This window comes from Bdellovibrio sp. GT3, assembly GCF_037996765.1.
Taxonomy (GTDB): domain Bacteria; phylum Bdellovibrionota; class Bdellovibrionia; order Bdellovibrionales; family Bdellovibrionaceae; genus Bdellovibrio.
Genome location: NZ_JBBNAD010000004.1, coordinates 966,243 through 987,702, shown reverse-complemented (window position 1 = coordinate 987,702; position 21,460 = coordinate 966,243). Strand labels below are relative to the sequence as shown.

General features: G+C 46.8%; 16 protein-coding genes. 5 read left to right on the top strand and 11 right to left on the bottom strand.

Features of this window, described 5'->3' with window-relative positions; genetic code table 11:
• Positions 1-57 precede the first annotated feature (57 nt).
• Positions 58-1,248, top strand: a complete 1,191-nt coding sequence (locus AAAA73_RS06365; protein WP_340597354.1) for an MFS transporter — start codon at positions 58-60, stop codon at positions 1,246-1,248.
• On the opposite strand, the gene AAAA73_RS06360 is transcribed toward AAAA73_RS06365, so the two are convergent.
• Both AAAA73_RS06360 and mutS read right to left on the bottom strand, forming a co-directional pair.
• On the bottom strand, positions 1,249-3,564 hold the full coding sequence (locus tag AAAA73_RS06360; protein WP_340597353.1) for an ACT domain-containing protein: 2,316 nt from the start codon (positions 3,562-3,564) through the stop codon (positions 1,249-1,251).
• A 27-nt stretch (positions 3,565-3,591) separates the two neighbouring features.
• A complete protein-coding gene (gene mutS, locus AAAA73_RS06355; RefSeq protein ID WP_340597352.1) occupies positions 3,592-6,117 on the bottom strand; it encodes a DNA mismatch repair protein MutS in 2,526 nt (841 codons plus the stop codon).
• A 194-nt stretch (positions 6,118-6,311) separates the two neighbouring features.
• Here mutS and AAAA73_RS06350 point away from each other — a divergent pair, with 194 nt between their 5' ends.
• A complete protein-coding gene (locus tag AAAA73_RS06350; protein WP_340597351.1) occupies positions 6,312-6,953 on the top strand; it encodes a transposase in 642 nt (213 codons plus the stop codon).
• 48 nt (positions 6,954-7,001) lie between these two features.
• On the opposite strand, the gene AAAA73_RS06345 is transcribed toward AAAA73_RS06350, so the two are convergent.
• Positions 7,002-8,678 (bottom strand): methyl-accepting chemotaxis protein, encoded by a 1,677-nt coding sequence (locus AAAA73_RS06345; RefSeq protein WP_340597350.1) that lies wholly within the window; start codon positions 8,676-8,678, stop codon positions 7,002-7,004.
• Between the two features lie 194 nt (positions 8,679-8,872).
• Between AAAA73_RS06345 and AAAA73_RS06340 the strand changes: the two genes are divergently transcribed.
• Positions 8,873-9,970 (top strand): helix-turn-helix domain-containing protein, encoded by a 1,098-nt coding sequence (locus AAAA73_RS06340; protein WP_340597349.1) that lies wholly within the window; start codon positions 8,873-8,875, stop codon positions 9,968-9,970.
• 45 nt (positions 9,971-10,015) lie between these two features.
• Here the strand turns inward: AAAA73_RS06340 and mpl are convergent, their stop codons facing one another.
• The 5 genes from mpl to AAAA73_RS06315 are packed head-to-tail and all read right to left on the bottom strand — an operon-like array spanning position 10,016 to position 16,019.
• On the bottom strand, positions 10,016-11,425 hold the full coding sequence (mpl, locus tag AAAA73_RS06335) for a UDP-N-acetylmuramate:L-alanyl-gamma-D-glutamyl-meso-diaminopimelate ligase (protein ID WP_340597348.1): 1,410 nt from the start codon (positions 11,423-11,425) through the stop codon (positions 10,016-10,018).
• A 13-nt stretch (positions 11,426-11,438) separates the two neighbouring features.
• Complete coding sequence (locus AAAA73_RS06330) at positions 11,439-12,500, bottom strand: serine hydrolase domain-containing protein (RefSeq protein ID WP_340597347.1); 1,062 nt, start codon at positions 12,498-12,500, stop codon at positions 11,439-11,441.
• The gene (locus AAAA73_RS06325; RefSeq protein ID WP_340597346.1) at positions 12,500-13,432 is read right to left on the bottom strand and encodes a S66 peptidase family protein; all 933 of its coding nucleotides are present in this window, start codon (positions 13,430-13,432) and stop codon (positions 12,500-12,502) included. The genes AAAA73_RS06330 and AAAA73_RS06325 overlap by 1 nt, the downstream gene beginning before the upstream one ends.
• Positions 13,429-14,721 (bottom strand): adenylosuccinate lyase, encoded by a 1,293-nt coding sequence (gene purB, locus AAAA73_RS06320; RefSeq protein ID WP_340597345.1) that lies wholly within the window; start codon positions 14,719-14,721, stop codon positions 13,429-13,431. Before purB ends, AAAA73_RS06325 begins: the two co-directional genes overlap by 4 nt.
• Entirely contained in the window at positions 14,718-16,019 is a 1,302-nt protein-coding gene (locus AAAA73_RS06315) for a hypothetical protein (protein ID WP_340597344.1), read from the bottom strand. The genes purB and AAAA73_RS06315 overlap by 4 nt, the downstream gene beginning before the upstream one ends.
• A gap of 354 nt (positions 16,020-16,373) precedes the next feature.
• Here AAAA73_RS06315 and AAAA73_RS06310 point away from each other — a divergent pair, with 354 nt between their 5' ends.
• On the top strand, positions 16,374-16,958 hold the full coding sequence (locus tag AAAA73_RS06310; protein WP_340597343.1) for a glutathione peroxidase: 585 nt from the start codon (positions 16,374-16,376) through the stop codon (positions 16,956-16,958).
• 108 nt (positions 16,959-17,066) lie between these two features.
• Positions 17,067-17,855 carry an outer membrane beta-barrel protein gene (locus AAAA73_RS06305; protein ID WP_340597342.1) on the top strand — a complete coding sequence of 263 codons (789 nt, stop codon included), beginning with the start codon at positions 17,067-17,069 and terminating at the stop codon, positions 17,853-17,855.
• Here the strand turns inward: AAAA73_RS06305 and AAAA73_RS06300 are convergent, their stop codons facing one another.
• Genes AAAA73_RS06300 through era form a run of 3 tightly spaced genes read right to left on the bottom strand, consistent with a single transcriptional unit; the run spans position 17,856 to position 21,458 of the window.
• Positions 17,856-19,223: a sodium-dependent transporter gene (locus tag AAAA73_RS06300; RefSeq protein WP_340597341.1), complete on the bottom strand. Its 1,368-nt coding sequence runs from the start codon at positions 19,221-19,223 to the stop codon at positions 17,856-17,858.
• A complete protein-coding gene (gene der / locus AAAA73_RS06295) occupies positions 19,223-20,572 on the bottom strand; it encodes a ribosome biogenesis GTPase Der (RefSeq protein ID WP_340597340.1) in 1,350 nt (449 codons plus the stop codon). The genes AAAA73_RS06300 and der overlap by 1 nt, the downstream gene beginning before the upstream one ends.
• Complete coding sequence (gene era / locus AAAA73_RS06290) at positions 20,550-21,458, bottom strand: GTPase Era (RefSeq protein ID WP_340597338.1); 909 nt, start codon at positions 21,456-21,458, stop codon at positions 20,550-20,552. The genes der and era overlap by 23 nt, the downstream gene beginning before the upstream one ends.
• Between the last annotated feature and the right edge of the window lie 2 nt (positions 21,459-21,460).

Below are 21,460 nucleotides of genomic sequence, written 5' to 3'. Positions count from 1 at the left end.
GACACCCACCCAAAAAGTGGGTGTTTTACTTTTCCCTTCATGAGCGAGCTTGCACCTATGTCTGATTCAACATCTCAAAACAAACTGTCTGCAACCACCGTCTGGATCATGGCCATCGCCACAGGCTTAAGCGTTGCGAATCTTTACTACAACCAACCCTTGCTGGCAGAGTTGCAAAAAGACTTCGGCGTCACAGTCAAAGAGGTCGGCATCATTCCGACACTCACCCAAGTTGGCTACGCCTTGGGGATGCTATTTCTGGTTCCCCTGGGCGACATGTTTGAGCGACGCAAGCTTATCGTCATCACGTCCCTTGCGGTGACAGCGGCATTGATTCTGGCGGCGACGGCCCACAGTTTATGGGTCATGGTGATCGCAAGTTTGTTGATTGGACTATTTACGATGGTCCCACAGTTGATCATCCCTTTTGCCGCCCACCTCGCCAGCAATGAAAACCGCGGAAAAGTTATTGGCATTATTATGAGCGGGCTGCTGATCGGCATTCTGTGCTCACGAACACTGGCAGGTTTTATTGGTGATCTTTTCGGCTGGCGCGTGGTCTTTTATTTCGCTGCCGTTTTAATGGTGATCCTCGCTGCTGGATTGTACTTCATTTTACCTGCCAGTGAGGTCACCTACACGGGATCTTACGCAGGATTGATCAAATCCATCGGTAAACTGATTAAGGAAGAACCCATCCTGCGCGAGTCCGCTGTCGTGGGGGCTATGATTTTCGGTGTTTTTAGTTCTATCTGGGCCACATTGATCTTTCTGCTGTCTTCTCCGCATTTTGGGATGGGCGCCAAGGAAGTGGGCTTGTTTGGTTTATTAGGAGCCGCTGGAGCCATGGCTGCTCCCGTTGTCGGCCGGGTATCAGATAAAAAAGGAGCACGCACAGGTGTTGCGATCGGACTTGGTGTTCTGGCTCTTTCAGTACTGATTCTTTGGGGATCCGGCGCAAGTTTGATCGGCCTTATTATCGGCATATTCATTTTGGACTTTGGTATTCAGGCAGCTCATATTGGAAATCAAACCCGGGTCTTTGCACTTCGCGCAGATGCTCGCAGTCGTTTAAATACTGTTTACATGTTTTCTTATTTTATGGGCGGAGCACTGGGATCGCTTCTGGGATCCTATGCATGGAATGCAGGGCAATGGCATGGCGTCTGCATCGTGCTCAGCGTAGGAACTCTTGTTGCTCTATTGGCGTTCTGGCTGGGACGAAACTCCAAGCCCGCAGTCAGTTAATCACTCCTGCGGGAGATTGAATTTCTCATGAAGAGAGCGCAGCAGCTCCTTTGGTTCACCCTGGGCTTTTAAAATAAAAATATCATCCACCTGACGGCCCCACGTGTGCACGCGAGCGGATTTAATACTGACGTTCAATTCACTCAAAGCTTTCGCCGCTGCCGCAAGCAACCCCGCCTGATCTGGTCCACGGAAACTGATCACCCATTCCTTGTCGTGGGCACTCATAATCTGAATGCTGTCAAATTTCACTGCGGGAATTTCTTTATCTTTCAGCTGGGAGCTTTTTAGAAGTTGCTCCAAAGTTTTTAGATTCTTCTGTGAAGTAATTTGAAACCAGTCATACACCCCAACTTTGGGCAAAGTATGAATGGAGGCATGACGAATCCCCAATCCCAACGAATAAAATTGCCCCACGTAATCCGCAAGAACACCCTTGCGATCGCGCTTCTGGTGCAGGCGAATCCAGATTTCACCCCGCTTTGTCTGAATAATTTTAGGAGGCAAAGATTCTGCCGAGTCCTCTGCTTTTTTTAAATCCTCAACAAGATCTTTCATGGAAAGGCTGTCCACCAGAACCGGCCCCAGCTCCTCGTAGATCTCTTCGGAAATATGCAGATGTTTTTCTGCTTTAAGCGTGCGGAAGGTAAAGTAATCCTGTGCTCTTTTACTTTCCAGATTTTCCACAAGCTCCGCCAGCAGGCGCCCCTTCCACTCATTCCAGGCTTCGGGATTGGTGGCGCGAATATCAACCGCTGTAAAGATCGCAAGACGCTTCAGTGCGCTTTTCTCGACACCCTTATCGTGCAGCTCCTGCCATACGCGCGGGTCCTTGGAGTTTTTGCGGAATGCGGCCTGCGACAGTTCCAAATGATTTTTCACCATCCACTTCACGTCGTCGGTCATTTTTTTTGTAAAGCCAAAGGTTTTGAAATCCCGCACCACGATATCAGTTCCGACCTCTGCATGGTCTCCACTATCAAGCCCCTTGGCTAGATCGTGATACATGCACGTCCAGGTCAAAATCTGCCAGTCATAACTGGTCAGCTCTTTTGCAATCTGTTGCAAAGGTCCCAGCTCTTTGGGTTTGGCATAGACACGCTTGATCTCGCGGCAAGCTTGCAAAATATGCGAGTCCGCGGTGTAGCGATGATATTGATCATGCTGAACATACCCCACCAGGCGGGTGATTTCGGGCACCAGACGATCAATCAAACGTGAGCGAAAAACACTGAATATGAATTCGTCTTTTGCCTTCACATCAAGAACATTGTTCAATTCCTGACCGCGAAGCTTTCCCAGCTTCTTAAGCTGCGTCACCGGAATAAGATTATCCAACCCCTCGCGCACTTTCTTTTGCATCAAAACACTGGAGTTTCTTTCAAGTGCTGAAAACAAGTCACCGGGTTTATAGAATTCTGAACGTTCAATTTTCTTTAGAACTTCCTCTGGTGCATCAGCAACCGCGATGATCCAGTCTGAATAGAAATTCACACGGGACAACCCGCGCTGCAGACTGCGCATGAAATCCTTATGGGATTTAAATCCCATCCACTTACCCAGGTCAAACTGCACGGAACTGGAAAGGATATCGCCATGACCTTCAAGGTGAAGCTTTTGCCTTAAGCTCAGCAAATAATCCCGATAGTAGTTTAAAACATTCAGGGCATGGCCGGGATTTGTGAAGCGCTCCGCGAACAGTTCGTAAATTTGCAACCCCTGCTCCAGATCGCGCAAACCACCGGCTCCGTATTTAATATTAGGCTCCAGATAGTTCGTGATGGAATCAAATCTGATTTCGCGGGCTTTGCGTTCTTCTTTGACTGCTTTCAACAGGCCCTTACGGTACATGTTTTTTCTGGACCAGATTCTTTTTTGCTGTTCAAAAAGTTTGCGGGCACCCTCAGGAGTCATTGGCTTGGCTTTCAAAAGAGCCAATACATCAAATGCTTCCACTCCCTCAGTCCAATCTTCCGGATTGGCAGGCATGCGGTAACGAAGTTTTAACCCCTGTTCCTGCAACTGAGTGGTGAATTCACGGACTTTATCTTCGTCGCCACAGAATAAAATATCGATATCTGATTTTGGACTTAATTCACCCCGCGCCCAGGAACCCAGCATAATAGGATGTGTATCGCGCCAGGAGGGATTGGCTTTTAAAGTTTCTTCGAGCTTGGCCCCGAGCCACATTGAAAAATTCTGGCTGAAAAAACAAAACACCTGACGGACATCTCCATCAGGTGTCATTAAAGGTGGATTTAGAATTTCCTGAGCTTGAACCAGCTGTTCACTGGAGAGAAACGTCTTGGCTGCCATACCTAAAATGATCAGCCAATTCCGGACCTATTGCAAGCTGGTGTTTTCAGCGATTTCTTTCCACTTGGCAACCTGGCTCATCACTTCAAGAGGGCTTGATTGCAACAATGGATACTTTTGCAATTCCGCCATCAAAGATTTCACACCTTCAGGAACCACTGGAACTTCCACGGAGCCGTGTGAAGCTGCTTCAAGTGTTTCTTCAACATGGTCCAGAAGTGAAAGCTGACTGCTGGCTTGAACACGTTTGGATTCAATCTCACGCAAAAGGCTTTTAGCACGCTTGGTGACTGTCGCTGGCAAGCCAGCAAGCTCTGCCACCTGAACACCATAGGATTTCAAAGCTGGACCTTTCACCAAAGTATGAAGGAACCGGATTTCGCCGTTACGTTCAGCCACAGTCATGTGGGAGTTGGTGATCTGACCATAACTTTGATCCAAGGACGTCAATTCGTGATAGTGAGTTGCAAAGAATGTTAACGCCTTCACTTCGCTCAACAAATGCTCAAGGATGGATTGCGCCAAGCACATTCCATCGAATGTGCTGGTACCACGACCCACCTCATCCAGAATTACCAAAGAATTCTGTGTGGCATTTTTCAACATCGCCGAAGTCTCGGTCATCTCAACCATGAAAGTTGAAAGACCTTCAGACAACTGGTCACTGGCCCCGATACGCGTGAAGATCGCATCAAAGATTGGAAGTTTTGCTTCATCAGCCGGAACGAAGGAACCCATTTGTGCCATGATGGCATTCAAAGCCACTTGTCTCATCAATGTCGATTTACCGGCCATATTCGGTCCGGTTAACAACAAGCACGAGTGCGGGTGAAGTTCGATGTCATTTGCTACGAAATTTGTTTTTACAGTTTGCTCGACCACCGGATGGCGGCTGGCTTTTAGCTGTAAGGACCCGTTTTCTGTAAATTGCGGGCGTGCGTATTTCTCTTCAAGACTTAGCCACGCCAGACTTGAGATCACGTCCATCTCGCTGCATTCATGCGCCAAAGTCAAAAGCGCCGGGCATTGAGTCAGGATGTCTTTACGAAGCGCTTCGAAAAACTCAAACTCAAGATCTGCACGTTTGGTGTTCGCTGAAAGAACTTTTCTTTCCAGCTCAACCAACTCATCAGTGCAGTAGCGTTCCGCATTGGTCAAAGTTTGCTTGCGCTGATAAGTCGCTGGCACCTTGTCTTTGTGAGTATTAGTGATCTCGATGTAATAACCAAAAACGTTATTGTAACGGATCTTCAGACTTGTGATGCCGGTTTTTTCTTTTTCTTCCGCTTCCATGCGCGCGACCATGGCCTGCGCATTGGTGGAAAGCTCGATCAATTCATCAAGTTCAGCAGTCACACCGGTACGAATCAAGTAACCTTGCTTCGTTGTCAAAGGTGGATCTTCGACCAAAGTTCTTTCAATTTTATACGCAAGATTGCGCAGGTTATCGAAATTTGCCGTCGAGCCACTGGCTTGAACGAAAACCTCAAGAGCACTGATACCTGCGTGAACACTGCCAGCGAGAGCCAGCAAATCACGACCGTTACACTGAGGTTGTGAGATTTTTCCCAAACGGCGTTCGATATCACCCATTTGCCCAAGGATTTGACGGGCACGTTTCAATTCAAGCATGTGGGTGCGCCAGAACTCGACCGAGTTCAAACGATTTTCGATAGCTTTAATGTCACGAAGAGGGAAACTTAACCATTGGCGCAGCATACGACTGCCCGCTGAAGTTTGAGTGCGATTGATCGCATGAAACAAGCTACCAAGACCTTCGCCTTTGTAGGTTGAGAAAACTTCCAAGTGACGCAACGTCGTGCTGGAAATTTCCAAACGGTGCTCAAGATCTCTTTCCACAAATGGAGAAAGAGTTTTTAAGGACTCCTCCCCTGACAATTGGCGAACATAACTTAACAAACGAGCAGCCGATGCCGGCGCGCCGTTTTTCAGCAGCTCATTTTCAGTCTCCATCAATTCTTCATGATGAGAGATCAAAATGTGCTCTAAACCTGCCAACAGTGCCTGATGCTCCTTTGCGATAACAATTTCTGCCACCGGCAAAAGCTGAACAAAGCGCAAAAGTTCTTGAGAGTTTTTTGATTTAAAGTAGAAGGCTTCACCCGTTGTTGAATCAAGGAAGCTGATCGAGTCTTGATCCACGCTCACCAGGTAGTGTGGCTTCGTGCCATCCAATGTATCAGAGTCGTAAACCATTCCAGGAGTTAAAACACGAGTCACCCCACGCTTAACGATGCCCTTGGCTGTTTTTGGATCCTCAAGTTGATCACAAATCGCAACTTTAAAACCGTGTGCAAGAAGTTTGTTGATGGGGCCCGCCACAGAATGGTGAGGCATACCGCACATCGGAGTTTCGTCGGCTGATTTTTTATTTCTTTGCGTAAGAGCAATCCCCAATACCGGAGCCGCTTTAACCGCATCATCAAAGAACATCTCAAAAAAGTCGCCCATACGGAAAAGGAGAACTTTATCCTGGTGAACAGATTTAATGTCCCAGTACTGCTTCATTAGTGGTGTAAGATTCGCTGACATAGGCGAAAACCCTACCGCACGACCCACCCCCGTTTCACTCCGAAAATCCAAATTAACGCACCGCCCATCCAAAAGGCGCCAGCCGGTTCCCGCCTTTCCCACCAAAAGCCAAACATCCGAATTCCAGACATTCACTTTTACCTTGCATTGCTCCACACTCCCACCCTGCACTCATTTTTGCTTCCCATCTAAGTATGCCCAGATTATATCGCCAAATCTCAACAGACCTCCCATTCCACATCACCGGCCGCTGCCGGAATCGCGACTACTTCCCAATTCCCATGCCGGAGGTGTGGTCGATTTTCGAAGACTACTTATTCTTTATTTCACATGCATACAGTATTGAGATCATTTCGTTTGTTCTGATGAACAATCACTTCCATCTCATTATTCGTGCGCCAAAAGGAAATCTTAGTGAGGCAATGAATTATCTTATGAGTCATACAAGCCGTTGTATTAACTCGAAGGCAAACATTGAAAACCAACTTTGGGGACGTCGTTTTCACCCCACTTTAATCGATGAAAATCACTACTTAACCAATGTCTATAAGTATGTTTATCGAAATCCAGTTGAAGCCAGGCTTTGTGACCGCGCCGAGAGCTATCCTTATTCCACGTTAAATTTGAAACTTGGAAGAGGAAGATTGCACTTCCCTATTCTTGCTGACGAAATACTTAATGAATCCCATTCCTTTACTTTGAAATGGGTTAACCAGTCGGTTGATCCCACAGACAAGGTTTTAATGGAAAGAGCCCTTAAAAGAAGAATATTTATACTTCCGAAAAAGGTCCGGATAAATAAGAAAAAGCCCAGTCTTGCGACTGAGCTTTACTAAATTTAACTCGTTGATTTGCCAAAAACCGGCAGGCGCCTTTTAGGCGTTTTAGAAGCCGTCGGTGGAGCCTACTTTTCTTGTGTCGTCGTCGAAGGGAATCACTTCAGAGGCTTTTACTTCTGCTGAATGGTTTGCCTTTTTTGAAGCAGCTTTTTGCACTGGCTTCATTGGCAGAACCTTCGCAACCACTTTCGCCGGAGTGGTTTTTTTCTCTGCTTTCGGCGCAGCAGCCACCACCGCTGGAGCTTCATTTCCGTCGGCATTAGCCGTCTTCCCGCCAATGACTACGTCTGACAACACCATCACCACGGAGTACATCTGTTTGGATTGGGATGACATTTCTTCTGACGTGGCTGCAATTTCCTCTGAAGACGCTGCATTTGCCTGAGCGCTTTGATCCAGCTGATTCATCGCTTTGCTGATTTGTTGAATTCCCGTTGTTTGTTCTGAACTTGCCGCTGCGATTTCATTGTTCAGATCGGAAACCTTTTTAATCGAGTTCACGATCGTTTTTAATACCTCACCCGCTTTGTCAGCGATCTTCGATCCGTCCTCAACCTGATTCACCGAGTCCTTGATCAGACCGTTGATGTCTTTAGCCGCCACTGCCGAGCGCTGAGCCAGGCCGCGAACCGCCTCCGCCACAACCGCAAATCCTTTCCCCTGCTCTCCAGCACGGGCTGCTTCCACCGCGGCATTCAATGCCAACAGATTCGTCTGGAAGGCGATATCGTCAATGACGTTGATGATCTCTTCAATTTTTCTGGAAGACTGGGAAATCCCATGCATCGAGGTCACAAGTTTTTGCATCTCTTGCTCCCCATCCTCTGCCGCCGAACGTGAAGCCTGCGACAAACTCGCCGCTTGCTTCGCATTGTCTGAATTCATGGAAACCATGGAACTCATTTCCTCCAGAGCCGCCACAGTTTCTTCAAGCGAAGCCGCCGACGTCGTCGAAGACTGCGACAAACCCTGCCCTGCTTCCGTCAACTGAGTGATCGCCGAGTTCACTTGCCCGCAGGAGTCTGAAAGCTGATGCACAACCTCAGAAACATTTTTACTTAAGCGAGATGCAATAAACATCAGACCCGCAAAAACCCCCAGTCCACAAAGCACACCGATTCCAACAACCCATTTAAAGATTTTTTCAGTCTCGGCTCTTTGAAATTGGTTATTCGCAACGACCGCATCCGAATACATTTTATTCAGTTTTGAAGTCGTATTCTTGATTAGCACCGACTGTGCTTGGTAGGTACCTTCCGCCGCTGCGGCACGAACTTTCTCGTAATTCTCAGGAGTCGGAGACTTCAGTGTCTTAATGAACTCCTCGACATTCGCAACATAAGCTGCATGCCCGACCTTCATAGGTTGATAGACATCGCCCTCACCTGGCATAAACGGAGCTGATTCATACTTTGCAATTGAATCTTTATACTCCTGCAGAGCCTGTCCCAGCTTTTCGATATAGATATCGCGTCTTTTCTCAAAGTTAAGATTCGCCAAGGCGCCCCAAAGATACTGTCCGATGCGAGCGCGCCCTCCTTCGATTTGCCCCAGGGATTCCACATTCGGAATCATTTCAGTGTACGATTTGTTCAACATCCCACTCAGAGAGCTCACTCCCATAAATGCCACAAAACCCAGCACTGCGAATCCCACCGGAGGCCAAAGTGCAGCCACTAACAACTTACCCTTGATACCTTTAAACCATGAACCTTGTTTCATTCTCTCTCCATTTTAAATACGTCCATTTATCGGATATTTAGAGTGAGGAATTAAATCTGATTATTTTCTGTCCCAATTTGAGAAAACCGGTCCTGAATGTTCGGTTTTATGTAACGCATAAAATGGAATGATTTCCGATTTCACTTTCTGTAAGATCTTGACGTAATCCGAACCTGGCTCTATTACCTTTCGCTATGTTTAGTGAAATCTCCGCAAATCTAAATTTGGCAAAACTAAACTACCAGCGTGGTCACTACCCGCAGGTATGTGAAAACTCTGAGCTGATATGCTCAGAGGCCGATGCCATTGGAGATTTACAAAGCTGGTTGGTGGGAATTCGTTATCTCATCCAGGCCAGCTCGGAAATGGGCACACTGGACCAATATAATTCCTACTTTAGAAAACTCTTTGCCTACGAAAAAGATCCGGCCAATACAGAAACACACGGGCGTATTTTGCATGTAATCGGTCTATGGCAGATGTCCGTCGGAAATTTTGCTTCTGCCAAGGAATATTTTTTAACAGCCCTGGAAGAGTGCACACAAAACCAGGACTTGGAAACAGTTTCGCGACTGCTTCAGGAGCTGGCGATGGTTTCCATGAATCAAGATGCTCTTGAAGCCCTGAAGTACCTGGACAAATCCCTGCTGCTGACCAAAGAGTTGAAGCTGGATGAAATCCACACAGGCTGTCTGATTTTAAAAAGTCATATTTTCCTAAGTCAAAAACGCGCCGACGACGCGCTGGAAGCCATTTGGAAAGCTTACGAAAAAGCACAGATGTACTCCTTGCACTATTTGAATGTGTACATTCTGGTGCACATGGCCTCGGTTTATGAGGCGCTGGGGAAACACAGTGAGGCTGTCGTTTACAAATCTCTGGCAATGAAGGGTATTGACGGCGACACCCCTCACCGCTTGCAAAAGGTTAAGAGTCAGTTCATCAAAGACCACAATAAAGCGGACTCTGCGGATCTCACCATCGACACTATGGCTTTCAAAGTGAAAAGCCGCACTCAAGGAGATGTGGATTTCAAAAATCAGCATATCCTGTTTGATCTTCTGAATTTATTTGCAAATAATCCGGGCGACCGCTTTTCAAAATCATATCTGATCGAGAAGGTCTGGGGATACGCCTACAATCCTGAAGTTCATGACAATCTGATTTACGTTTCAATCAAACGCCTTAGAACTTTGTTGGAACCGGATCCCAACACTTCAGTCTTTATCATGCGCGATCGCAAAGGTTACTTCCTGCCATCCAACGTGACGATAAAATTCACTGGATTATAGAAACAAAAAAGCCCGGTCTCCCGGGCTTTTTTTTATAATCAAAATTTACTCCAAGGTCTTCATCAGCTTGGTATAGATCCCATCAAATCCCCCATTGGACATGATCAAAATCACATCGCCGCGGTGGGCGCGGGACTTTAATGCACTCACAATCTGATCAGCGGAATCGAAATCCTCTGCAGTGACGCCTGAAGTTTTCAAGTCACTTACCAATTCATGAGACGAAAAGCGGTTCTCTTCATCAATCTTGGATTGATCAAAGGCTTTGGCAAGCATGACCTCGTGGGAGCCTTTAAAGGCCTCGACGTAGTCTTTTTGAAATACTTTACGACGGGACGTTGCACTTCTAGGTTCAAAAACCGAGAAGACTTTACGACCTGGATATTTTTTCTGAATCCCCTTCACGGTCTCACGAACCGCCGTTGGATGATGGGCAAAATCCTCGATCACCAGGATGCCATTCGGCTCCCCCAGGATTTCCTGACGACGTTTAACACCATCAAAAGATTCCAAGGCAATCTGGATTCTGTTCTCTGAAAAGCCCAGGCACTTTGACATCGCAACCACAGCAGTGGCATTCAGAATGTTGTAGTCACCTGTGATCTGCATGTTGTAGGGTCCCAGAATTTCACCTTTATGGTGAACTTCAAAGCCCACGCCTTTTTCATTTTGGAATAACACTTTGGCTTTAAAATCAGCGTCAGCGTGGAATCCATAAGTGAATGAATTTGTCGCTTTGCAAAGTTTGCGCAACTCCATCACATTCGCATCTTCAGCACAGGCAAGCAGAGTCCCGTCTTTCGGAATCAAATGCATAAGCTTGGCGAAAGAGTCTTTCACAGCCTGAAGATCTTTATAAATATCCGCGTGATCGAACTCCACAGAAGTCAGGACCACGTGCTTTGGTTTGTAATGAACAAACTTAGGAACTTTATCAAAGAAAGCGGTGTCGTATTCATCGCCTTCAATCACGAACAAGTTGCCTTCGGGATTCTTAAAACTTTGCGAGAAATTTTTTGGAATACCACCAATCAAAAATCCCGGTTTCTTACCGGCATTTTCCGCAACCCACGACATCATCGACGTCGTTGTGGTTTTTCCATGGGTTCCGGAGATCACGATGCTTTCGCGATTTTCGATGATGAACTCACCCATCGCTTTAGGCAAAGACGTGTACGGCACGCCCAGCTTTACCAGCTCCTGAGCCTCTTCGTTGTTTGCGGAAATCACGTTCCCAACAATAACGAAATCAGGCTTCGGGTGAAGGTTCTCGGCTTTGTATCCTTTTTGAATTGTGATCCCCAAACTTTCCAACTGCGTGGACATTGGAGGATACGGATTCGAATCACTGCCTGTAATTTTGAATCCACGGTCTTTCAAAAGACCGGCCATAGAGGCCATCGCAGTACCGCAAATGCCCATCAAGTGAATGTGACTACCAGGTTTCAAATCCATTTTCTCTCCTGCCTTAGACTCCGCTACGGCGATAATTTTCTACAATCCAATTGTGAATCTCCGAACGCAATTTTGCAAAGGCCTTGTTGTCAGAGCCATACAAAACCCGGTTCGACAGGACGTTCACACTCATATCCAATTTTGGATCATACCAAATAGAAGTTCCGGTGAATCCGGTATGCCCAATGGAATCCAAAGAGAAATAACTGCCGCAACTTGCGGATCCCGGCGTCGGCATCATGTAACCCATGGCCCAGTCACCCTTACCCTCAGGCAAAGCGCGCTTTGCAAACAGTTGGGCCGTTTTCTGGCGAATGCTATAGCGAGCAATCCCCAAAAGCTGAGAACGCAAATGAAGCGAGTACCAGCCAAGATCATCAATGCTACCAAAGAGTCCCGCATGAGTGGAGACCCCACCCAAAGACCAGCAATTCAAATCATGAACCTCTCCCTGAACCAATTTCTTACGAACCGGGCATTCCTCAGTAGGTGCGAACAAAGAAGGGCGGGTTGTGGAAACGTTATTCGGGTGAAACTCCAACGTCGTACCAGCGTAGAATTTATTCTTAATATCCACCCAGACATCGTAAAGAGGTTTTTCAAAAATAACTTCAAGGATAAAGCCCAAAACCATAAAGCCGACATCGGAATATACAGCCGTTTCTGATTTTTCAATTTTCAGACCTTTGATAATCTCACGCAGCTGTTCGCGACGCTTATCCAAAGACTGATTCATATTGATTTCCTGATAGAAAGGCATCCACCAAGGAAGTCCCGAACTATGAGTCAAAAGCTCGGTGATCTTTGTATCCGGAGATTGAAACCACGGAAGAAAATCCACAACCTTGCTATCAAAATTCCACTTACCCAATTCAAATGCATACATCATCGCTTGCTGAGTGAAAATGACCTTCGTCACACTCGCCAAATCGTAGTACGCATAGGTATTCCCCACAGCCACGTCACAAATAATTCGACCGCCCTGATACGCGCGCACCATTACACCGGGAGTGGTGTCACGAATTCGATCTTCAAGTTTAGCGATCAGATTCTTTTCCAGAACTGAAAATTTCATTATACTTTTCCTCCTGTATCAATTGAGAGCAGCACCTTGCCGCTTTGCTGTTGCAAAACGCATGAAGTGTTGAAAGGAACTGGTCTCTGAACAACATCGTGGCCGGCTTCCAACCCCTGGAACACAGGGATATCAAGATCTTCCGACCAACGTTTAAATACCTTTTTAAAATTATCTGAATCCGTTCCCGGCTCTTTACCGCCGATAAAATCCCCCAGGATCAAACCACGGCATTGCTTCAACGCCCCTGCCTGGCGCATATGCTCAAGCATTTTATCAATGCGGTAGCCACGCTCTCCCGCATCTTCCAAAAACAACAGGGAATTTCTGGCATCAATTTGCCAAGGAGTTCCCAAAGTGGTTTGCAACACGGAAAGATTGCCACCGACAATGCGGGATTTTAGAAGTTTTATGTTACGTGCCTGATCATTCAACGGCTTCAGTTTTTTGAACTCAATGTTCTTTTCCTGGCCGAAAAGAATTTTATGCAATTCTTTTTCGTGCTTAGGGGAAACCAAACCACGCCCCAGGCGATCCAACAATGGCGCATGCAGCGTACTCCAGCCCCACTCTTGAATCAGAAAAGTGTGAAGGGAAGTAATATCACTGATACCAATCAACAACTTTGCCTCTTTGGGCTTTTTAAGTTTTGCCAGCATCGGCAACAAACGGTTGCTGCCGTAACCGCCACGCAAACACCAAATCACCCGGGAATCCTTGGATTCAATCGCCGACTTCAAAAACGCAAAACGCATTTCATCTTCGTGGGCATGAAGAAAATGGGGTTTAATAATATTCTTGGGAATGCGCGGCTGCAGTTTCCAGCGCAGTAGAAAATCACGAGCACCATCCACTTCAGGAAGTTGCACCGGATACCCCGGAGCCACCACGTCGATAATGTCACCTTCTTGAATAAAATTCCAACGTGTCATTTTGCTTTCACTCTTTTCACGATATCTTTGATGGACTTCTTATGCTTCTTGCCAGTGAAGATCTCTTCGATCTCCTTTGGCTTCAACAACTCGCGGGCTTCGTCATTGGTAATCAACTTGTCCTTCAAGTGCTCACCGAAACCCAGGGAATGACAAAGACGCTGCACCAACACATAGGCATCTTCACGGCGCATGCCTTTAGCCACCAGGGCCAACAAAACATGAGAGCTGTACAATTGCCCTTGCGAGCTTTCGATGTTGTCGAGCATGCGTTTTTTATTAACTTCCAAACCATCCAGCAAGACGCTCATACGGTGCACAGCATAGTCTGCAACAATGAAAGCATCCGGAAACACCACGCGCTCCACTGACGAATGACTGATGTCACGCTCATGCCATAACGCCACGTTCTCCATGGAAGAAACCGCATAACCACGCAACAAACGCGAAAGACCTGTGATGTTTTCCGCACTGATGGGGTTTTTCTTGTGCGGCATCGCTGAAGAACCTTTTTGTCCTTTGGTGAAACCTTCTGTCACTTCCCCCACATCACTGCGCTGCAAATGACGAAGCTCCACAGCCAATCTTTCAAGTCCTGTACCCACCATTGCCAAAGCCAGAATCATTTCCGCATGACGATCACGGGGAATGACCTGAGTCGCGATGGGTTCCGGTTTCAATTTCAACTTACGAGCCACCAAGGCTTCAACCTTTGGCGACTGACTGGAATAGGTTCCGACAGCCCCGCTCAATTTGCAGATGTTCATGTTATCCAGAGCTTCTTTGACACGCTTTTTGTTGCGACGAAGCTCGGTCAGAAATCCCGCCATTTTAAAACCAAAAGTCGTGGGTTCAGCAAACATGCCGTGAGTGCGCCCTGCGCACAACGTTTCCGCATGTTTTACCACCAGCTGGTACAAGGATTTTTCCAAACGGCTTAAAGAAGCCATCAGAACCTGTCCGGCCTCGCGAACCTGCAAGCTGAAAGCGGTGTCCAACACATCCGAAGAAGTCATCCCAAAGTGGACATACTTTCCATGAGGACCCACATTTTCCGCAACGTTACTGACAAAGGCAATCACGTCGTGCTTGGTTTCTTTTTCAATTTCATTGATGCGTTTTACATTGAAGCGCGCTTTTTGTGTGATCGCCTTAGCCGCCACTTTGGGAATCAACCCCAACTGCGCCTGCACTTGCGCCACGGTCACTTCAACCTGCATCATCTTGCCAAATCTTTGATCTGCATCCCAAATAAGGCCCATTTCAGGGCGAGTATATCTATCGATCACTGACCGGCTTCCTTTCGTCTTTCTTTTTGTTCTTTAAGCAGTTTTTCTTTCCACCAGTTCTGGATATGCATCAAAGACAACTCAGAACGGGAGAATATTGCCGTCCAGGCGAAATGAGGCCAGACTTCAGGTCCATCAAGATGAAGATTCCCATAGGCCACTCTTCCGCGGCGTGAGTTCTGTTTTGCAGAAAAAACCGGGAAACGTGGAGCACCAAGTTGGGCGTAGGTATAATAATATTCCTGCGGGAAACTTAAAACTTCCGGTTGCGCCAAAGACATTCTTCGCAAAAGAATCTCTTTCATACGCAAACTGCGATTGGTCAGATATTCCTTATTGAAACGCTGAACCGTGGGGATTCGCATCCACACATCGAACTGCTCTGCGGAGGAGGTTCTTTGCAGGACCATCATATTCTCGTGTGTCCACGGTGAATTTACGTCATCCAGTAAAACTGTATGCAACGGCAAAGAGTCCCGTTCTGTGCAGGACTGCAATGAGACCCGGTAACGCACCCAGCACCACTCGGACTCCAGAGGACCCTCTGTGAAAAAATATTTCCCCAGACGTTCATTTAAGAAATAAGTTTCTTCACTGGAAAGCATCCACACCACTTGCTCAAGTTTTAGCAAACCCTGATTCTCACCAGCGATCTCCAAACCCGTGACGGTCTTGCCGGGCCCAAAAGAGGCATCGACAATTTTTTGCGGCTTGATGACATCCACACCTTTGTCACGCAACCACGCAAATGATTTTTCCAAACCATCACGCGTGGCCTGACGAACAAGGAACGAAGAAAACAACGGCAGTGCTTCACCCTCTGTCGCCGCCAAAGCATTCGGCTTAAAGGTTGTTCCCGCCAACTGATGCGCAAAATGCAAAAGCCAGCTTTGATCAAAATTGAATGAGGAGACGTTGCGGCTGATGGATCTTTGCAGTTTCTCATTGGCAGTTGACAGCAGAACTTCTTTCACTTGTGGGCTGAGAAATGACTTATCAACTTTGAATTTAGTCAAAGGCCCCTTGCACTCTAACGGTCCTTCAGGAAGCCAGATGGTAAAACCATTGTGCAACTCTTCGAAGGAATCATCGGAATACAGTCTTTCCATTTGGGATTCATTGATACGTTCGTTTCGGAAAAAACCAAATGGTCCTTCCAAATCTTCAGAAGGCCACACACCAAGTTTGGAGGAAACATCAAGAAGCGTCGTCTTGATGCCCTCGCGTGAAAGGGCCGCAGCCAGCCAATGACCTCTGCCAAATGCCGAAACAATAACTATGGGACTGCGCAGTTCCATCTAACACCCCAAAACCTAGCTAAGATATTCAAATTAATTAGAAATTCATCAAGCTCCCAAGTCAAAGATTCGCACCGCGCCATTTGAAAATGGGCTTCGCTAACAAGCACGGGGTTGCGGCGAAAGAACCAAAGAGCAGACTGTTCCGCGACACGCCATCCGGGCTCACCGTGGCCCGCCTTGCAGGCGGGTTCGCGCATCCATGCGCCCACGGAGGTCGCTGCACAGTCTGCTCTTTGGTTCTTTCGCCTACTAAGTGCTGGTTTTTGAGGCACTTTCAAGTTGGAGGGTGCTTCATTGGAGTTGTTTTTCGGGGTCTTCGGACTTAGCCTTGGGGGTATGCGGGAGCTGAATATGCTTAGACATCTTGGAATGGGTTTTGTTTTGGTCGCTCTTTTTGTTTCTTCGTTAGGGTACGCTGAAGAAAAGTCATCTTCTGAGGTTAAGCTGCAGAGTTTTTATGAGCTTTCGGCGAATGATATTTCTGGGAAGAAGATTCATTTTTCCAGTTATCGTGGAAAAGTTGTTTTGGTGGTGAATACGGCTTCGCAGTGTGGTTTTACTCCGCAACTGAAGGATCTTGAGACGCTTTACAAAAAATATGCGGATCGTGGATTTGTTGTATTGGCCTTTCCTTCCAATGATTTTAAACAGGAAAAGGGAGACAACACCGAGGTTCAATCTTTTGCCAAGAAAGAGTACGGTTGTACGTTTCCATTTTTTGATAAGGCACCGGTCACTGGCAAGGACAAGCAACCTGTTTATCAATTCCTGACGGAGCAAAAACCCGGTTTGATTTTTAAGGATGTGAGCTGGAATTTTGAAAAATTCCTGGTGAATCGCAAGGGTCAGGTTATTGAACGCTGGACTTCGATTACCAAACCTTCCTCTGACAAAGTCGTGGAAGCCATCGAAAAAGCACTGGCTGAACCGCTCTAGACATACCCCGTGTTTCACTTTGAGACACTGGTACACTCATTGGGTCAATTTGCTAATTTTCCCTGAAGTTTTTGACAGTTTCACTCGATAATACAATCAGGGGGAACTGTGAAAACCACCGGAAATATTCTACATTCTGGCCTTCTGGCATTATTGCTTGTGGCAGGGTTGTCTTTGACTTCCAATGCCCAAGCTCAAAGCTCAGATCAAAAACATCTTTTGATTGCTCAATCCGATCCGGATGAGGCCTTTGACCCATTCTCTGACTATTCTGAATTCGATGAAGATTCTGATGAGGAAGCTGACGTTAACTTTTTCCGCAACGGGCGCTTTCTGACTGTGGGTCTTGCTGGTGGCTATCGCGGTTTTACCGGCAACTTCGCTGATCAGTATTCTGCGGCGCCTTCATTTGGCTTGTATCTAAGCTACTTTTTTGACCTGAGTCTGGCGATGACCCTGGGTTTTCAAACTGGCGACCATGCAGTCAAATTTGGCACCCTAGACGGCGGCGGCAATCCCGGTCCCACATATACAGGAAATGTATCGATCACTTCGATCAACTTTGACTTGAAATATTATATGAACACGCAAAACGTAACCCGAGGTTTGGCAGATTTAAATCCTTACCTTCTGGGCGGTTTTGGACAGTTCTATCGCACCTACACGATTTCCGGCATCGATTCCTACAGCCGTGACTCAACAATGGGATTTGATATCGGCGCCGGTGTGGAAATTCCGTTGATGCGCAAAAAAGCCTATCTGGGTTTGCAAGCCGCTTACCACTATGTGAACTTCTCTGACGAAAGCAAAACCATCGTGGATAGCTCGTACAAACTGGAAAAAAATCTTTCCGGTGACTTCTATGACTTCTTATTTATTCTGGGAATGAATTTCTAATTAGAGTTCCTGGAACCAGGCAATGACCTGCAGTGTATAACCAATTACTATCACTGCGGGTGCCACCCACTTCAAAATCATAATCCAATGTGAATACATCGAATAACTGACGAATTTATCGCGGTCGATAAAACTGATTTCTTTTTCTTTCGCGGACGTGCCCCGATAAAACACGATCAGGATACCCAGCGCCACCAATGGCAATAGCCAATTGATCAACAGGGAATCCAACGACTCAATCAACGAGTGCCCGGAAATACGAACTGTATTTAAGACTGAACTGGACAGTGCCGGCAAGATCGCCAAGGTCAAGGCTGCCGCCCCGGAAAACCAAGTCGCTTTGGTACGTTCGATTTTTTTATAACGATCGACCACGTTGGAAACCACAACTTCCAACAAACCAATACTGGCATTCAGGGCCGCCAGATAAAGACAAACAAAGAATACCAATCCAAACAGCGTCCCGCCTGGAATACCCAAAAGGTATCTGGGCAGTACTTCAAACATCAATGCAGGATCTGTCAAAGGGACATTGGAGGCCTGAAACGCCACTGGGAAGATCATCACCACGGCCAACAATGAAATCACTGTGTCCACCAGGGCAACACGAAAGCCTGCCGTTGGTACATGGTCTTCCTCACGAAGATATGAACCAAACGTCACCATCGTTCCAAAACCCACGGACAATGTGAAAAACACGTGCCCCATGGCATGTCCCAAAGAAGACAAAGTAAGCTTTGAAAAGTCCGGATAAAACAGGAAGCGCATCACTTCAGGTGTTGATGGCAAAGAGAATGATTTGAACAGCAACACCGCAACCAGAACTGCAAACAGTGGCATCATATAGCTGATCCACTTTTCCAGTCCCTCTTGCACGCCCTTTAAAACCACGACAACCGTGATCAAAATATGGGCGCTAGCCAACATCACCTGCAACCAGCCATTGGACATCAACGCTGCCAGATTGGTTTTATTGGTGGCGCCTTCCGTATCCAGAAACAAGGATACGAAAAACTGAGTTATGAAATGCAAAACCCAGCCACTGATCACCGCATAATAGGAGAACACAATAACACTGACGATCACGGCCATGCGCCCGACCCAGCGGAAGATCCGATTGGTCTTTTGCCCCATCATATCAGTTGCCACAAGTACGGAACGGCGGGTGTTTTTACCCAGCATCAATTCCGCAATCAACATGGGTGCTCCGACCGCCAGGGACAAAAACACATAAAGCAAAATGAAGGCACCGCCTCCATTTTCGCCAACCACGTAGGGAAAACGCCACAGATTACCCAGGCCGCAGGCAGAGCCCACAGCCAAAAGGTAAAATCCAAAACGTGTTCTCCACGAGCCGCGCTTAAGCATTATTCCTCGATGTTCGCACCACGGCGGGATTTCATACAGAAGATACGAATTGGCAATCCGTGAAGATCCCATTTCTCTTTGATATGTTTAATCAAGAAGCGGCGATATGAATTTGTCACGCCATCCGGATGATTCGCAAATGCGATAAATGCCGGAGGTCTTTGGTAAGTTTGAGTGACGTAATAGAACTTCACGTTCGTCGTTCCCCAAACCGGAGCCGGAGTCTTACGGATCGTCTCGAAGAAGAAATCATTCATCTCGCGAGTTGGGATACGGAAGTTAATTTGTTCGGAGACCTTCTCGATCATCTCAAACAAGTCATCGATACCCTGACCTGATTTCGCACTGGTAAATACAATATTCACGTCAGTGAAGAAATGGAATACGCGTTCACATTGCTCACGGAATGTTTTGCGGTATTCAGGGATTTCAGCACCACCGATATCTGATTTATTGGCAACGACGATCACGCCCTTATGGTCTTCCAGAATGGATTGCATAATACGCGCGTCCTGATCTGTGGGACCTTGCGTCCCGTCAACCATCAACAAAATCAAATCAGCACGACGGATAGACTCTTGGGATTTAAACGCAGAGATGATCTCAAGATCCTCTTCACGACGACGGGATTTACGCAAACCCGCTGTGTCCACCAAAGTGTAGTTCTTATCGTTATAAACGAATGGTGAATCTACCGCATCGATAGTCGTGCCCGCAACGTCAGAAACCAACATGCGGTTCACACCCAGGATACGATTACAGATGGAGCTCTTGCCAACGTTCGGTTTACCAACGATCGCGATCTTCATGCCCTTGTCGTAAGTAAATTCCTGTTCCGGAATTTGATCAACAACCCACTCAAGGATCTGACCGATACCACGACGCTGCTCAAAAGCAGCAGAAACGATGTCGACACCGAATTCATAGAAATCCGTTTTCGCCATTTCTTCATCTTGAGCACTGTCCACCTTGTTGATAACCAACAAGAATGGTTTCCCTGTTTGCTTGGCCACGCGGATGATGTCGCGATCCTCTGGAATCAAACCAGCACGACCATCCATCACCGCAATGATGTAATCCACAGAGTGCAGGAATTCAGAAACCTGCTCTTTGATCAATTTGGAAAACAAGTCACCGGCTTCAGTAATACCGCCAGTGTCGATCAAATCGAATTGCTTACCCCAGATATCCACGGGTTCAATCATGATATCGCGAGTAACGCCGGCCTGGTTTTTAACCACAGCCTTACGTGATTCAGTAATAATATTAAATAAAGTGGATTTACCGACGTTGGGACGACCGATAATCGCCACCTTCGGGGCAAACTCAGTCTTCTGATTCATTGACATAACCCAACTCCTTCATGATGCGCTTGTTATCAAACCACTCTGGTTTCGCCTGAACTTTCAAATCCAGGAAAACTTTTTGGTCCATCAATTTTTCAATTTCTTTGCGAGCTTCCATACCGATTTGTTTGATAACGGTAGCGCCCTTGCCGATAACGATCGCTTTTTGGCTTTCGCGTCCGACCAGGATCTCAGCGTAGATTTTTGGCAAAGTTCCAGTCTCATCAAATTTTATGATACGCACCGCGATTTGGTACGGAACTTCCTGATGAAGGTTTTCGAAACATCTTTCACGAATGATTTCACAAGCCATATCACGAACGTTTTCGTTGGTGAAAATCTCGGAATCATACAAAGGTGCCGGAGATGCTGGCAAAATATCCAGACACTCAATCAGAATCGCTTCGCGCTCTTCAAGATCGCCTTTGTAAGTTTTTGCGGAAACAGAAATGGCTTTGCCACCTTTTTCCTCGATCATCTTTTTTAGAATTAAAACACGATGTGCTTTGTCTTCGATGTCAGTTTTGGTAACCACACCAATCCAAGGCTTTTTAGCTGCAGCAACAAGATTGATGATCTTTTCAGCATCATCCGCTTTTGCTTCATCAACACTGACCACCGCAAGAAGAGCATCCGAATTTCTGATAACCTCTTCCGCTTCTTTTGCCAGGAATGCATTCAAACCTTTTTCGGCTTTAATCAAACCCGGAGCATCAACAAACACGACCTGACCAGCTTCGCTGGTCCACATACCCAAAATACGACGACGAGTGGTCTGCGGCTTGGCAGATACGATCGACACCTTTTCATCGACAAGGAAGTTCATCAATGTGCTCTTCCCGGCATTTGGCTGCCCGATTAATCCCAAGAACCCTGCTTTATAACTCATAA